Source organism: Amycolatopsis sp. NPDC058986 (assembly GCF_042741125.1).
GTDB lineage: Bacteria > Actinomycetota > Actinomycetes > Mycobacteriales > Pseudonocardiaceae > Amycolatopsis.
On the sequence record NZ_JBHYJW010000002.1, the window covers coordinates 1 to 14054 of the forward strand.

The 14054-nt window shown below is 68.7% G+C and carries 12 protein-coding genes; 7 read left to right on the top strand and 5 right to left on the bottom strand.

All coding sequences use genetic code 11. The annotated features are described in order from the left end of the window. Nucleotides 1–65: 65 nt before the first annotated feature. Entirely contained in the window at nucleotides 66–1547 is a 1482-nt protein-coding gene (locus ACFW0G_RS01945) for a chitinase (protein WP_378322756.1), read from the bottom strand. 177 nt (nucleotides 1548–1724) lie between these two features. On the opposite strand from ACFW0G_RS01945, the gene ACFW0G_RS01950 reads away from it, so the two are divergent. Beyond that, nucleotides 1725–4118 carry a Tex family protein gene (locus ACFW0G_RS01950; protein WP_378323123.1) on the top strand — a complete coding sequence of 798 codons (2394 nt, stop codon included), beginning with the start codon at nucleotides 1725–1727 and terminating at the stop codon, nucleotides 4116–4118. Nucleotides 4119–4174: 56 nt separating this feature from the next. Here ACFW0G_RS01950 and ACFW0G_RS01955 read toward each other — a convergent pair whose 3' ends face one another. Next, complete coding sequence (locus tag ACFW0G_RS01955; protein ID WP_378322757.1) at nucleotides 4175–4510, bottom strand: hypothetical protein; 336 nt, start codon at nucleotides 4508–4510, stop codon at nucleotides 4175–4177. Nucleotides 4511–4639: 129 nt separating this feature from the next. On the opposite strand from ACFW0G_RS01955, the gene ACFW0G_RS01960 reads away from it, so the two are divergent. The 5 genes from ACFW0G_RS01960 to vanY-N all read left to right on the top strand — a co-directional run bounded on the left by ACFW0G_RS01960 (nucleotide 4640) and on the right by vanY-N (nucleotide 7487). Beyond that, a complete protein-coding gene (locus ACFW0G_RS01960) occupies nucleotides 4640–5464 on the top strand; it encodes a helix-turn-helix transcriptional regulator (protein WP_378322758.1) in 825 nt (274 codons plus the stop codon). 6 nt (nucleotides 5465–5470) lie between these two features. Continuing rightward, the gene (locus ACFW0G_RS01965; protein WP_378322759.1) at nucleotides 5471–5749 is read left to right on the top strand and encodes a DUF397 domain-containing protein; all 279 of its coding nucleotides are present in this window, start codon (nucleotides 5471–5473) and stop codon (nucleotides 5747–5749) included. Then, a complete protein-coding gene (locus ACFW0G_RS01970; protein WP_378322760.1) occupies nucleotides 5746–6282 on the top strand; it encodes an AAA family ATPase in 537 nt (178 codons plus the stop codon). The genes ACFW0G_RS01965 and ACFW0G_RS01970 overlap by 4 nt, the downstream gene beginning before the upstream one ends. After that, nucleotides 6279–6698 carry a nuclear transport factor 2 family protein gene (locus ACFW0G_RS01975; RefSeq protein WP_378322761.1) on the top strand — a complete coding sequence of 140 codons (420 nt, stop codon included), beginning with the start codon at nucleotides 6279–6281 and terminating at the stop codon, nucleotides 6696–6698. The genes ACFW0G_RS01970 and ACFW0G_RS01975 overlap by 4 nt, the downstream gene beginning before the upstream one ends. 240 nt (nucleotides 6699–6938) lie before the next feature. After that, nucleotides 6939–7487: a D,D-peptidase/D,D-carboxypeptidase VanY-N gene (gene vanY-N / locus ACFW0G_RS01980; RefSeq protein WP_378322762.1), complete on the top strand. Its 549-nt coding sequence runs from the start codon at nucleotides 6939–6941 to the stop codon at nucleotides 7485–7487. Nucleotides 7488–7692: 205 nt separating this feature from the next. Here vanY-N and ACFW0G_RS01985 read toward each other — a convergent pair whose 3' ends face one another. Together ACFW0G_RS01985 and ACFW0G_RS01990 are read right to left on the bottom strand one after the other, a co-directional pair. After that, nucleotides 7693–9093, bottom strand: a complete 1401-nt coding sequence (locus ACFW0G_RS01985; protein WP_378322763.1) for an alpha/beta hydrolase — start codon at nucleotides 9091–9093, stop codon at nucleotides 7693–7695. Between the two features lie 102 nt (nucleotides 9094–9195). Then, on the bottom strand, nucleotides 9196–10917 hold the full coding sequence (locus ACFW0G_RS01990; protein ID WP_378322764.1) for an acyl-CoA dehydrogenase: 1722 nt from the start codon (nucleotides 10915–10917) through the stop codon (nucleotides 9196–9198). Between the two features lie 242 nt (nucleotides 10918–11159). Between ACFW0G_RS01990 and ACFW0G_RS01995 the strand changes: the two genes are divergently transcribed. Then, on the top strand, nucleotides 11160–12725 hold the full coding sequence (locus ACFW0G_RS01995) for a DEAD/DEAH box helicase (RefSeq protein WP_378322765.1): 1566 nt from the start codon (nucleotides 11160–11162) through the stop codon (nucleotides 12723–12725). Between the two features lie 339 nt (nucleotides 12726–13064). Here the strand turns inward: ACFW0G_RS01995 and ACFW0G_RS02000 are convergent, their stop codons facing one another. Beyond that, on the bottom strand, nucleotides 13065–14006 hold the full coding sequence (locus ACFW0G_RS02000; RefSeq protein WP_378322766.1) for an acyl-ACP desaturase: 942 nt from the start codon (nucleotides 14004–14006) through the stop codon (nucleotides 13065–13067). Between the last annotated feature and the right edge of the window lie 48 nt (nucleotides 14007–14054).

Below are 14054 nucleotides of genomic sequence, written 5' to 3' on the forward strand. Positions count from 1 at the left end.
CCTTACGGGCGTCAGACGCCCGTAAGGTGGCCTTAACGGCATTTCCGCGGGAGGGAGGCGAGCGGTTAGGGGAGGGTGTCGAGGCCGGAGCGGACGGTGGTGGCGAAGGAGTAGCCGTTCGAGGCGTCCCAGTTGATCGACCAGGTCATCGCGCCGCGGATCTCCGGGTACGTGGCCGGCGGCTTGAAGTTCCCGCACGAAGTGCCCTTGGCCAGGCAGTTCAGCGCCGACACGGTGTTCGACGGCGACTGGTACCCGCCGCCCGCCGCCCGGGACGACGCGGGCAGGCCGAGGCCGACCTGGTCCGCGCGCAAACCACCCTTGAGCTGGATGCAGGCGAGCCCGGTCAGGAAGTCCACCGTGCCCTGCGAGTAGACGTTCCCGTCGCACCCGTTCATCGCGCCGCTGTTGTAGTACTGCATGTTCACCACGGTCAGGATGTCCTTGACGTTCAGCGCCAGCTGGAAATACCCACCGGACGTCGACTGCATGTCGATGGTCTGCGGCGCCATGGTGATCACCGTGCCGCCGCCGGCGTGGATGCTGCGCAGCGCGGAACCCATATACGTCGCACTGATGCCGTTCTCCAGGTCGATGTCGACGCCGTCGAAGCCGTACTGCGCGATCAGTGACTTCATGCTGCTCGCGAAGTTCGACGCCGCCGAAGAATCGCCGACGCTGATCGTGCCCTTCTCCCCGCCGACGGAAAGGATCACCTTCTGCCCGCGCGACTGGAGCGTCTTGATGTCGGCCTTGAACTGCGCGTCGGTGTACCCGCCGAGCTGCGAGGAAAGCCCGGGATCGAGGGTGAACGTGACCCCGCCGCGGTTGCTCGGGTCGGCGTCGGCGAAGGCCACGGCGACGATGTTGTAGCTGCTCGGGACGTCCGCCAGCTTCAACGCCTTCGCGCCGTTGTAGAAGTTCTGCCAGTAGCCGGTCAGCACGTGCTTGGGCAGCGAGCCGGTCGGCGGCGTGGTGGTCGTGGTCGTGGTCGGCGGCGTCGTAGAAACAGTAGTCGTCGGAGTGGTCGGAGCCGTCGTTGTCGGTGGTGTGCCGGGGCCGTCGAGGTTGACGTCGTCGGCGTAGTAGGCGGGCTGCCCGTACCAGCCGTGCAGATACACCGTGACCTGCGTCGACGCGCCGGTGGTGAAGCTCAGCGACAGCTGCTGCCAGCCGGACGCGCCCGGCGTCCAGGTGCTGGTGTCCGAGCCGCCGGTGCCGGAAACACCGAGGTAGACGTAGCTGCCCTGCACCCACGCCGAAAGCTTGTAGGCGGTGTTCGCCTGCACGGTGACGGTCTGGGAGCACTGGGCGTTGTCCTGGCCCGCCGGGGTCGCGCTCAGCGCGCCCTGGCCGCTGTGCACCGGGCTGGTCACCACGGCGGACGTGCCGGTGCAGGACCAACCGGAAAGCGTCCCGGCCTCGAATCCCGGGTTGGACAGAATGTTCGCCGCGGAAGCGCTTCCACTCAACGTGAGCGTGACGCCGAGACACAGCGCGAGCGTGGAAAAGAGGGCGAGGAGAGCGTTCCTGGGTTTGAGGACCACGTTGGCCTCCACGAATGGGTGAACTGAGTCCCCCCAAAATGGACTAGACCAATATGGGTGTCAAGGGACTAGCCCGGGAGGCCCAGTCCGAACGTCGCACCGGCCGGACGGCACAATGCTGGATCAGGACGGTGCAGGATCAGAGCACACATCCATAGGCGGAGCGGGAGCGTGGCAGTGAGCGTGCAGTCGGTCGAGCAGAAGATCGCCGAAGAGCTGGGGGTGCGCGAGGGGCAGGTCAAGGCCGCGGTCGACCTGCTCGACGGCGGTTCGACGGTGCCGTTCATCGCCCGGTACCGCAAGGAAGTCACCGGCATGCTCGACGACGCGCAGCTGCGCACGCTCGAGGAGCGCCTCCGCTACCTGCGTGAGCTGGACGAACGCCGCGTCGCGGTGCTCGACTCGATCCGCACCCAGGGCAAGCTCACCGACGAGCTGGAGGCGCAGATCGTCGCGGCGGACACGAAGTCCCGCTTGGAGGACATCTACCTCCCGTACAAGCCGAAGCGCCGCACCAAGGCCCAGATCGCCCGCGAGGCTGGGCTGGAGCCCCTCGCGGACGGGCTGCTCGGCGACCCGAACACCGACCCGCAGGCCGCCGCCGCGGTGTTCGTCGACGCCGAAAAGGGCGTCGCGGACGCGCAGGCCGCGCTCGACGGCGCCCGTGCGATCCTCGTCGAGCGCTTCGCCGAGGACGCCGACCTCATCGGCGAACTGCGCGAGAAGATGTGGACGCAGGGGCGGCTCGCCTCCAAGGTCCGCGAGGGCAAAGCCGAGGCCGGCGCCAAGTTCGCCGACTACTTCGAGTTCGACGAGCCGTACACCAAGCTCCCCTCGCACCGCATCCTCGCGATGTTCCGTGGTGAGAAGGAAGAAATCCTCGACCTCACGATGGAGTCGGAAGAGGCCACCGAGGAGCCGCGCGTCGGGCCGACCGAGTACGAGCAGCGCATCGCGCAGCGCTTCGGCATCGCGAACGAGGGCCGTCCCGGCGACAAGTGGCTCGCTGACACCGTGCGCTGGGCCTGGCGCACCAAGATCCTCCTGCACCTGGGCATCGACCTGCGGATGCGGCTGCGCCAGTCCGCCGAGGACGACGCCGTGCGCGTGTTCGCGTCGAACCTGCGTGACCTGTTACTCGCCGCCCCCGCCGGGACCCGCGCGACGATGGGTCTCGACCCCGGCTTCCGCACCGGCGTCAAGGTCGCCGTCGTCGACGCGACCGGCAAGGTCGTCGCGACGCACACGATCTACCCGCACCAGCCCGCGAACAAGTGGGACGCCTCGATCGCCGAACTCGCCGCGCTCTGCGCCCGGCACAAGGTCGACCTGATCTCGATCGGCAACGGCACCGCCTCGCGCGAGACCGACAAGCTCGCCGGCGAGCTGATCAAGAAGTACCCGGACCTGAAGCTCACGAAGGTCGTCGTCTCGGAAGCGGGCGCGTCGGTCTACTCCGCGTCCGCCTTCGCCTCGCAGGAACTGCCGGAACTCGACGTTTCCCTGCGTGGCGCGGTTTCCATCGCGCGGCGCCTCCAGGACCCGCTGGCCGAGCTGGTCAAGATCGACCCGAAGTCGATCGGTGTCGGGCAGTACCAGCACGACCTTTCCGAGGTCTCGCTGTCGCGCTCGCTCGACGCCGTCGTCGAGGACTGCGTGAACGCCGTCGGCGTCGACCTCAACACCGCGTCCGCTCCCCTGCTGAGCCGCGTTTCCGGCATCACGACGGGCCTCGCCGAGAACATCGTCGGGCACCGCGACCAGCACGGGCCGTTCCGCTCGCGGACCGCGCTCAAGGACGTCGCGCGGCTCGGCCCGAAGGCGTTCGAGCAGTGCGCCGGCTTCCTGCGGATCCCGGACGGCGACGACCCGCTCGACTCCTCGTCCGTGCACCCCGAGGCCTACCCGGTGGTGCGGCGGATCCTGTCGACCACCGGCTCGGACATCCGCGAGCTGATCGGCAACACCCGGACGCTGCAGAAGCTGCGCCCGGCGGACTTCGTGGACGAGACCTTCGGGCTCCCGACCGTCACCGACATCCTGTCCGAATTGGACAAACCGGGCCGCGACCCGCGTCCGGCGTTCAAGACCGCGACCTTCGTCGACGGCGTCGAGAAGATCTCCGACCTCAAGCCGGGCATGACGCTGGAGGGCGTGGTCACGAACGTCGCCGCGTTCGGCGCGTTCATCGACGTCGGCGTGCACCAGGACGGTCTCGCGCACGTTTCCGCGCTGTCGAAGAACTTCGTCAAGGACCCGCGTGAGGTCGTGAAGCCCGGCGACATCGTGAAGTGCAAGGTCCTCGACGTCGACGTGCCGCGCAAGCGGATCTCGCTGACGCTGCGCCTCGACGACGAGCCCGGCGCCGGTGGCTCCGGCTCGCAGGACCGTCGCGGCGGTGGCGGTCAGGGTGGTGGCCGCCAGGGCGGCGGCGGTGGTCGCGGTCAGGGCGGTGGCCAGGGCCAGCGCCGCGGTGGCCAGCAGGGTGGCCGCGGTGGGGGCCGGGGCAACGACTTCGGCGGCGGCGGTGCCATGGCCGACGCCCTCCGCCGCGCTGGCTACAAGAAGTAGATCCCGATGGTCCGTGAATGCCACATTGAGGGACTCTGATTCCCTCAATGTGGCATTCACGGAACGCTGGCGGCGGGGTCGAGGCGGACCAGTTCGAGGGTGGCGGGGTTGCCGAGGACGGCAAGCAGGGAATCGGGTGAACTGAACGTGCCGTGTACCCGGCTGTCAACGGACTGCGCCATCAGGTGATCGTCGAATTCGAGGCCCCACGCGATGAGGGCGCAGTCGTGGCCGCGCTCGTCCTCGGCGAACGAGCACACCGCGAAGCGCTTCGGCGGGTTGTCGCGGGCCCAGGTGCGCATCATGGCGCCAGCCTGATCGCGGGTCAGGCGTACCGTGAGCGGGGTCCGCGCGGCTTCCCGGGCGATGGAGCGGTCTTCCTCAGGTGTCATGGTTCATCACCCTGCCATCGGGTGACGCATCTCAGTACATGAAACAGGGCATCCGATCGTGTGATAGCGCGGAGCGCATCATCGCTGGTGAGATCGGGTGCCATGACAAGGAAACACGGTTCCGCCCGGATGCGCAGCCTGGCCCACGATCTGGCGGCGCTGCGAGCCGCCGCGGGACTGAACACGCGGGACGCGGCGAAGAAACTCGGCATGTCGGCCGCGACCCTGAACCGGCTGGAGAACGGCGGCAAGGAGATCGAGCCGGAGCACGTGGCCGCGCTGTGCGTGGTCTACGGAGTAATCGGCCCCGAGCGCGAACGCCTCATGGCCATGTCGCGGGAACAGCATCTGCCGGGCTGGTGGGAGACGAGCGGAACCCCCCTGCCCGAACAACTTCCGGCCCTCATCCGCTTCGAAGCCGACGCCACCCGGATCGTTCACGTCTCGATGCTGCGCATCCCCGGTTTGCTCCAGACCGCTGAGTATTGCCGCGCGATCATGGCGGCCACCGGCGTGGTCGGCACGGAGCGCGAGGCGATGGTCGCGACCCGCTTGGGACGACAGGCCGTACTTTCCAAGGCACGGCCCCCGGCTTACTTGTCGATCATCGACGAAGCAGCGCTGCGCAGGCCTGTTGGCGATCGAGCGGTCATGATCGCGCAGGTGCAGCACATCATCGATGTGGCCACGACGAAGCCACACGTGGACGTGCGGGTGGTCCCGTTTTCCTTGGGTTCGCACACCGGGCTCGACGGGACGTATGTGGTGCTGGAGTTCGCCAAGGACCGCACGATCGTGCATTTGGAACACAAGCGTTCCTCGCTGTTCCTGGACGAGCCCGAGGAGGTGGACCCGTTTCACGAGGCAACCGATACGCTGATCCAGACAGCGTTGGGACCAGCCGATTCGGTGAAGTTCCTCGCCTCGGTTGCAGCGGACTACGGCAAAGGGTGAAACACGATGAGCCTTGCTGACGCTCAGTGGCGCAAGTCCAACTACAGCGGTTCCCAAGGAGAGTGCGTCGAGGTGGCATGGTTCAAATCCAGCTATAGCGGCTCACAGACCAACTGCCTCGAAGTCGCTTGGCACAAGTCGAGCTACAGCGGCTCGCAAACTGAGTGCGTCGAGGTGGCTGTGGCGCCGAGCGTGGTCGGAGTCCGTGACACCAAGGACCGCCAAGGCGGGACGCTCACCGTCCCCGCCGCCGCGTGGTCCGCGTTCCTGAAAGCGCAGCGTTGAGCCAAGTCATCGTCCTCACCGGGCCGCCCGGCGCCGGTAAGAGCACCATCGCCCGTCTGCTCGCCGACGCCGTCTCCCCCAGCGTCCACCTGCACACGGACGACTTCTACGCGTACATCCGCAACGGCGCGATCCTCCCCTACCTTCCCGAGGCCCAGCAGCAGAACGAGGTCGTCACCGACGTCCTCGCGCAGGCCGCCGCCGGGTACGCGCGGGGCGGGTACGAGGTGTTCTGCGACGGCGTCGTCGGGCCGTGGTTCCTCGACCCGTTCCGCGCCGCCGCCGAACAGCACGGCGTCCCACTGCACTACGTCGTCCTGCGGCCGGACGAGGCCACCACCGTGCACCGCGCCAGCGGCCGGGGCACCGACGAGCTGACCGATCCGGAGCCCGTCCGCGCGATGCACCGGCAGTTCGCCGACCTCGGCGAGCTGGAGCACCACGCCGTCGACTCGACCGGTCTCGGCGCGGAGGCCACGGCCGCCGCGGTCCGGGACGTCATCGCCAAGGGATCGCACCTCCTCAAACCATGACGCCCGACGAGATGGCCTCGGTCTTCGGCTCCTTCATCCACGCGCACCGCGTCAGGGACATCGACGGACTGGTCGCCCTGTTCACCGAAGACGCCGAATACGAGGTCGTCGGCGACCCGTACGGTCGGCGTCACGGCCACGAGTCCATCCGACGGCGCTACGAGGAAGCCTTCGAAGAACTCGGCGACGCGTGTATCACCGTCGCGCGGCAGGCGTCCGGCGAGAACCTGCTGTTCACCGAGAGCGTCATGACCGCGAAGGCCATCGGGACGATCTTCGGCGTCGAGGGCGGCGGCCGGGACGTCACCTATCGCGTGCTGCACCTGTGCGAGTTCCGGGAGGGCCGGATCAGCAAGCAAACCGTCTGGGTCGACGCGTCCGAGCTGATGGCCCAGCTCCTCGCCCCGAAGGAATAGCGCTACTCCTCGGACGCATACGTCCCGGTCAGGTTGCTTTTCGCGTTCCCGGCTTGCCCGTTCGGGCTCCCCTGACAACCGATAAGACCGGATCGCTTGTGGGCCGTGCCGCCTTCTCCTGACGATGCCATGAGGCCCTGGGCTTCCGGGCTGTCGGGGAAAGGGTATTGCGGTGGCGAAGACTTCACAAGCACAGGTGAGACGATTCGTGCGCTTCGAGCGGCGCCGGTGGTGGGCGCCGTGAGCGAGCAGCACATCGCCCGTGACCGGTTGTTCTCCGTGATCACGGTGGTACTGGCCGTATTCCTGTTGCCGATCGCGTTCGCCGGACGTCCCGGTTGTGCTCGCGAGCTGGCGTGCCAATGGGCACTCCGCCTGCGCTTCCCCGCCGAGGACCTCAGTGGACTCGCCGACGACGCCAAGGCCGCCTTCATCGCGGCGCGCACCGAGGCGCTCTGGGGCCACGGCCAGCTGCTCGGCCTCACCTCGGGGTACCGCGATCACCAGACGCAGCAACAACTTTTCGACGAGGAGGTGCGCCGCTCCGGCTCGTCGGCCTCGGCGCGCACGCTCGTGCTGCCGCCGTCGGAATCCAGTCACGTCAAGGGTGTCGCGCTGGATGTCCGCCCACGCGAGGGCGCCCTGTGGCTCGAGGAACACGGTGCGCGCTACGACCTCTACCGCACCTACGACAACGAGTGGTGGCACTTCGAGCACTGGCCGGAGCGCGTCCCGCAGTTGCTGGCCCACCCCGGCGTCAAGACTCGCGAGTGCTGCCAGCGGTTCTAACCGGTTCTGGTTCTCACGGACGCAACGCTCACCAGCCCTCGTGCTCCGCGTTCGAGTTGTGCGGTGGTCATGCGCCCCAATGTGGCGTTCGCTGCGCTCAACGCACCCAATGCCACATTCGCTGCGTCCAACGCACCCAATGCCGCATTGGGGCGCTCGTCCCCGCCGATAGCCGGCCCGGTGTCGCCCTAACCGGTCGCGACGCTCAAGAGCCGTTGACCAGGTAGGCGATTTCGCGGCGCTGGGTGGCTTCGTCGTTGAAGTAGCCGGTGTGGCCGACGCCGTTCCAGGTCAGCAGTTTCGCCCCGGCGATCTGGCTCGCGAGGCCGACAGCCCACGGGTGTGGCGTCGCCGGATCGTGTTCACCGCCGACGACGAGGATCGGCGGCGTGCCGCGCACCGGCGTCGGGCCCCACGGATTCGCGGGCCGGACGGGCCAGCCGAGACAGCCTGCCTGGACGTCCCAGGCTTCGACGTAGCCTCCGGTCACCGGGGCGATCCGGCGCGCTTCCCGTTCCCGCGCGGCGAAATCCGCGAAGCCGCGGACGTCCGAGGGGAAGTCGTGGCAGGCGATGACCCGGTAGGCGGCGTCATTTCCCTTCACCCGGGCGAAAATCCCCGCGTCGGGGTCGGGCGCGACGGCGCCGCTGATCGCTTCCGCCAGTTCCTTCCACCGCCTCGGTACTTCGGTGAGCGCCGAGTAGGTGCCGTAGCCGATCTGGTCCGCGGTCGCGCCGTCCGCGGATTCCCTCGAAGGGATCGGCTTTTTGGCGGCCCTTTCGAGCAGTGCGCGATATTCGGCGACGACGTCCCGGCCGTGCATCGCACAGCTCTTCTCGGCAGCGCACCAGTCGGCGAACTTCCCGAAGACGTCGTCGGTGACTCGTGCTTCGTCGGCGGCCATGCGGCGCGAGCCGATGGTGTGGTCGACGGCGCCGTCGAGCACCGCGGCGCGCACGCGCACCGGGTAGAGCTGCGCGTAGGTGGCGCCGAGCAGGGTGCCGTAGGACAGGCCGAGCCAGGTGACCTTGTCGACGCCGAGCGCGCTCCGGACGACCTCGACATCCCGGGCAGCGCTGATCGTGTCCACGTGGTCGATCAACGGGCCGGTCGCTCGCCGGCAGCCTTCTCCGACATCGCGGTTATAGGCGACCAGCCGGTCGTATTCGGTGCGGTTACGCGGAAATTGGCTGATCTTCGGGTTCAGCGTGGGCTTCTCGCAGGCGATCGCGGGAACGCTCTCGCCGACGCCTCGCGGGTCCATGCCGACGATGTCGAACCGGTCCCGCAAGTCCTGCGGGAAGAACTCGCCCGGCGCGTCGCGGACCAGCGGCACCGCCGGGCCACCCGGCCCGCCGGGGTTGACGAACAACGTCCCGGCCCGGCGCGCGGGGTCGGCGGCCTTGAGGCGGCTCAGCGCCAGCGTGATCCGCTGCCCGCCGGGGTTCGCCCAGTCGAGCGGCACGCGCAGCGACGCGCATTCGGCGCCCTGGTCACCGCATTTCCGCCAGGCGATCCCGGCCTCGGCGGCCTGTGCCGTGGTGGGAGCGAGGGCCAGCGCGGCCCCCGTCGTCGCGGTCAGCACCAGTGCCCACAGCCGTCGCATGCGTCTCCCCCGATCTCCCGGACTCCGGGCGATCATGGGGCACCGCGGCCCTCGACGTCATCAGCCTGCGGGATGACCGGGACTCGGGGATTTCCCTGAGGGTTAAGGATTCATGGCGTAGGCACCGGAAAGGCCGCGGACCTGGGCCCACACGCGGTCGAAGCGTTCGGCGTCCACGACCGGCTTGCGGACCGACGCCAGCGCCAAAGCCTGCTGCGGCTCCGTCGAACTCGCCTTGCCGTTGAGGTCGACGGCGGCGACGCTGAAGTCCTGCACCAGCACCGCGAAGATCTGGTCGATGACATCGGTTTCCAGCCCGGTGATCTCGGCCTGTTCGAGGATCAGCTGGCCGTAGACGATCAGCGTGAACAGCTCGGTCAGCGCGAGGCCGAAGTCGAGATCGGCCTGCTGTGTCTCGTCCGGGGTGGCCTCGGTCAGCAGCTTCACCAGATAGCCCGCCTGCTCGGTGAAGAGCACGACGTTCGGGATGGTGGCGAACTTTTCGTAGGCCTCGCGCCAGTTGTGGAAGCGGACCTTCGAAAGCCCGCGCGCGGGGCCCTGGCGGAAAAGGAACTCGTCGTCCGCGGCGTCGGTGCGGGTGGGCACCGGCGCGTAGTCCTGCGGGGCGAAGAGGTAGGCGGGCATGAACTTCGCGATGAGCGCGAGGTTCACCGCGACGGTGCCCTCCAGCTTGGGCAGGCCGTCGATGTCGTTCTTCGCCATCGCGAGATAGGTGTCGGCCTCGAAACCCTTGGCCGCCACCACATCCGCGACCAGGCCGATGACGCGCTGCGCCTCGGTGGTCACCTTCATCTTGGTGATCGGGTTGAACAGGAGATAGCGGCGGTCGTCCGGGTTCGCCGAGCGGAAGTAGTCCACGGCGCGGTCGGAGAACAGCTTCATCGCGGTCAGCCGCGCGTACGCCTCGACGAATTCCCTGCGCACGTGCGGGAAATCGGTCACCGGCTTGCCGTAGAGAACGCGGTTGTGCGCGTGCGTGATCGCCTCGTACAGCGAGTGCGTCGACATCCCGATCCCGCCGAAGCACAGGTTGAACTTGCCGATGTTGACCGTGTTCAGCGCCGCGCTGAACGCCTCCGCGCCGACGTGCAGGATGTCCTCGGCGCGCACCGGGTAGTCCTCGAGCCGGAATTCGGCGACGTACATCTGCGACGGCACCACGTTCTTGACGACGTGGTAGTTCGGGTGGTTCGAGTCGGCGTAGAAGAAGACGTACTGCTCGGGGCCTTCGATGCCCTCGATGCGGCCGAAGACCGACACGGTCTGCGCGCAGTTCCCGTTGCCGATGTAGTACTTCGAGCCGGTCGCGCGGTAGCCGCCGTCACCGTCCGGGGTGAGCACCATGTCCGAGGAGTAGATGTCCGCGCCATGGTCCTTTTCGGACAGTCCGAACGCGCCGACGCCGCCGGCGGCCAGCGCGTCGGCGGCACGCTTGCGGGCGACCTCGTTCGAGCTCTGCCACACCGGGCCGAGACCGAGGATGGTGACCTGCCACGGGTACCAGTAGTTGAGCCCGTAGAAGCCGAGAATTTCCGACAGCGCGGCGACGCGGCTGGTGTCCCACCGCTTGTCCGGGTTCCCGTCGGCGTTCGCGGCCGGCGTCAGGAACGTCGAGAAGAGACCTTCCTTCCCGGCGAACTCCAGGAAGTCGGCGTAGAACGTCCGCTCGTGGTAGTCCTCGGCGAGCTTGCGCTTGCCGCGCTGCTCGAACCAGTCGATGGTGGCACGCAGCAGGCGGCGCGTTTCCGCGTCGAAGTGCTTCGGGTCGTAGGTACCCGGGTTCAGCAACTGCGCCGTGCTCATCCACGCTCCCGAAGTGTGTGACGTTACTAAGCGGTAACTTAGCAAGCGGGACCGGTGCGGGCAATCTCACGTGCTGGGCGCCACCCTCACCCGATATACTGATTACGCGGTCCGCTCAGTTCTGCCTCGGACCGCGTCTACATGTTGTTCAGTGACCACGCGCCGCGACCACGGGGTCTGCGCCGGGCAGGACAACCCTTCTCAGCAATGGAGAAACAGGGCGCCGCGCGCCCGTACCCACGATGAACGTACCGACTTTCGCCGAACTCGGCCTGCCCACCTCGCTGGTGCGCGCGCTGGCCGAGCAGGGCATCACCACCCCGTTCCCGATCCAGGCCGCCACCCTGCCGCACGCGCTCGCCGGGCGCGACGTGCTCGGCCGCGGCCGCACCGGCTCCGGCAAGACCTACGGCTTCGTGCTGCCGGTCCTCGCCCGGCTGGCCGCCAACCCCGCCAAGCGCCGCTCTGGCCGTCCGCGCGCGCTGATTCTCGCGCCGACCAGGGAACTCGTGACGCAGATCGAGGCGTCGATCCTGCCGCTCGGCAAGGCGCTGGGCCTGCGCACGATGACCGTCTTCGGCGGCGTCAGCGCGAACCCCCAGATCTCGAAGCTGCGCGACGGCGTCGACATCGTCGTCGCCTGCCCCGGCCGTCTCGCCGATCACATGCGTTCGGGCGTCGCCAAGCTGGACGACGTCGAGATCACCGTGCTCGACGAGGCCGACCACATGGCCGACCTCGGGTTCCTGCCCGAGGTCCGGCGCATCATGGCCGCGACGCCGGAGCGCGGGCAGCGGCTGCTGTTCTCGGCGACGCTGGACGCCGGCGTCGACGTGCTGGTCAAGAAGTTCATGGACGACCCGGTGCTGCACAGCGTCGACTCGGCGCAGTCGCCGGTTTCGACCATGACCCACCACGTGCTGCACGTCGAGGAGACGCACCGGCTGCCGGTGCTCGTCGACCTGACCGCCGCGCCAGGCCGGACGCTGGTGTTCACCCGCACCAAACACCGCGCGAAGGCGCTGACCCGCAAGCTCAACGCGTCCGGGGTCCCGGCCGTCGAGCTGCACGGCAACCTCGGGCAGAACGCGCGGACGCGCAATCTGGAAGCGTTCTCCTCCGGGTCGGCGAAGACGCTGGTGGCCACCGACATCGCCGCCCGCGGCATCCACGTCGACGACGTCACGCTGGTGATCCACGCCGATCCGCCGGTCGAGCACAAGGCGTACCTGCACCGCTCGGGCCGGACGGCGCGGGCGGGTGCGTCGGGCACCGTGGTGACGCTGATGACCGACGAGCAGGTCCGCGACGTCCGCGATCTGGCCCGCAAGGCCGGGATCAAGCCGACCACCACGCAGCTCGGCCCCGGCCACCCGCTGCTGGCCGAGCTGGCGCCCGGCGAGCGGACGCTGGTCAAGCAGGTGCGTCCGGTGGTCGACAACCGGCCGAAGAAGGTGTCGGCGTCCGGTGCGGCGAAGCCGGCGGGCCGCCGGTCCGAGGGCAATCGCGGCGGACAGCGCTCGCGGGCAGCGGGCCAGGCTCGGCGGGAGGAGCAGCCCGGGCGTTCGGGCGGTCAGGGCCGTTCGGGTGGTCAGGGGCGTGGGCGCGGGCAGTCGCAGGGCGGCTCGGCTCGTCAGGGCTCGCAGCGTCAGGGTGCTGAGCGCGGTGCCCAGCGTCAGGGTTCGCAGCGGCAGGCCGAAAGCGGCGGACGCCGCAGCGGTGCGGCCTCGTCCGGTGGTGCACGCCGGGGCGGTGCGGCCGCGTTCTCGGCAGGCACCCGCGCTGGTTCCCGCCGCACTGGCAGGTAGGTCTTAGCGGCTCCGCTCAACGGGGCGGTTTGTCCCGTGGCCCCCTTTGGGTGGTTTGGATGCCCGGGGGCCCGCCCCCGATGCATCCAACGCACCGAGGGGAGCCCTTGTCGCATCCTCGCCCCGCGAACAGAACCCACCGCCCGGCACGCCACCGCCCGCGGCGGAGGTCCCGCTGTCCGTGAATGCCACATTGAGGGACTCTGAGTCCCTCAATGTGGCATTCACGGACCTTTCCCAGCGGCGAATCCGGGCCGTGCTCCTGCCGCGAACGACGCGTACGCGACGCTCAACGTCCCGAACGGAGCGTTCGCGACATCCGGAAGCGGCCCGGACCCGTCAGGTCGCCGAGGCACCTCGGGCCGCCGCCCGCGCGGCCGCGGCGTCGCGGCGCTCTTCGAACCGCGCCGCCTGCGTGTCCAGCCCCTTGAGGAAGGCGGCGAGTTCCTCTCGCGCGGTCTCGCCGACCTCCCCGAGGCCTTCGAGGTCGAACACCTTCCAGTACCGCAGCAGCGGCATGACGACGTCGTCGTGGTGAATGCGCAGGTCGTAGATCCCGGCCTTGGCGATCAGCGCGGCCTTGCGCGCGAAGCTCGGGATCACCGCGCCGGGCATGGCGAACGTCAGGACCTCGTCGGCGATCGCGCGCATCATCGCGTCCGGGGCGATCTCCAGCGAGGCCTTCACCAGGTTCCGGTAGAAGACCATGTGCAGGTTCTCGTCGGTGGCCACCCGCGCGAGCAGCTTCTCGGCCAGCGGGTCCTTCGTGTACCGGCCGGTGTTGCGGTGCGAGAGCCGCGTCGCCAGCTCCTGGAACGAGACGTAGGCGAAGACGTGAAGCAGCGGTTTGTCGCCGCTGTCGTACCCGGCCTGCATGGTCTCCATCCGCATGCGCTCCAGCTCGACCGGATCGACCGCGCGGGTGACCAGCAGGTAGTCGCGGATGCAGATCCCGTGCCGCCCCTCCTCGGCCGTCCAGCGGTGCACCCAGGTCCCCCACGCGCCCTCGCGGCCGAACGCGCGCTCGATCTCGCGGTGGTAGCTGGGCAGGTTGTCCTCGGTGAGCAGGTTGACCTCGAGCGCGGTCCGCGCGACCGGCGACACCCGCGACTGCTCCGGATCCCAGGGTTCGCCGCCCAGCTCGGCGAAGTTCTTCCCCTCGCTCCACGGGACGAACTCGTGCGGCATCCACTCCTGGGCCATCGCGAGGTGCCGGTTGAGGTTCTCCTCGACTGTCCCCTCCAGTTCGAACATCAGGCGGGTGGTGTCGGAGACCGTCATGCGGGATTCCTTCCGGGACGTGGCGGCGAACCTACGAAGCCGTAACTT

Excerpts from the sequence above, each read along its gene's own strand:
- ACFW0G_RS01975 (WP_378322761.1), top strand. The coding sequence starts at position 6,279 with ATGACGCCCGACGAGATGGCCTCGGTCTTCGGCTCCTTCATCCACGCG.
- ACFW0G_RS01960 (WP_378322758.1), top strand. The coding sequence starts at position 4,640 with ATGCGCAGCCTGGCCCACGATCTGGCGGCGCTGCGAGCCGCCGCGGGA.
- ACFW0G_RS01965 (WP_378322759.1), top strand. The coding sequence starts at position 5,471 with ATGAGCCTTGCTGACGCTCAGTGGCGCAAGTCCAACTACAGCGGTTCC.
- ACFW0G_RS01995 (WP_378322765.1), top strand. The coding sequence starts at position 11,160 with ATGAACGTACCGACTTTCGCCGAACTCGGCCTGCCCACCTCGCTGGTG.
- ACFW0G_RS02000 (WP_378322766.1), bottom strand. The coding sequence starts at position 14,006 with ATGACGGTCTCCGACACCACCCGCCTGATGTTCGAACTGGAGGGGACA.
- ACFW0G_RS01985 (WP_378322763.1), bottom strand. The coding sequence starts at position 9,093 with ATGCGACGGCTGTGGGCACTGGTGCTGACCGCGACGACGGGGGCCGCG.
- ACFW0G_RS01955 (WP_378322757.1), bottom strand. The coding sequence starts at position 4,510 with ATGACACCTGAGGAAGACCGCTCCATCGCCCGGGAAGCCGCGCGGACC.
- ACFW0G_RS01990 (WP_378322764.1), bottom strand. The coding sequence starts at position 10,917 with ATGAGCACGGCGCAGTTGCTGAACCCGGGTACCTACGACCCGAAGCAC.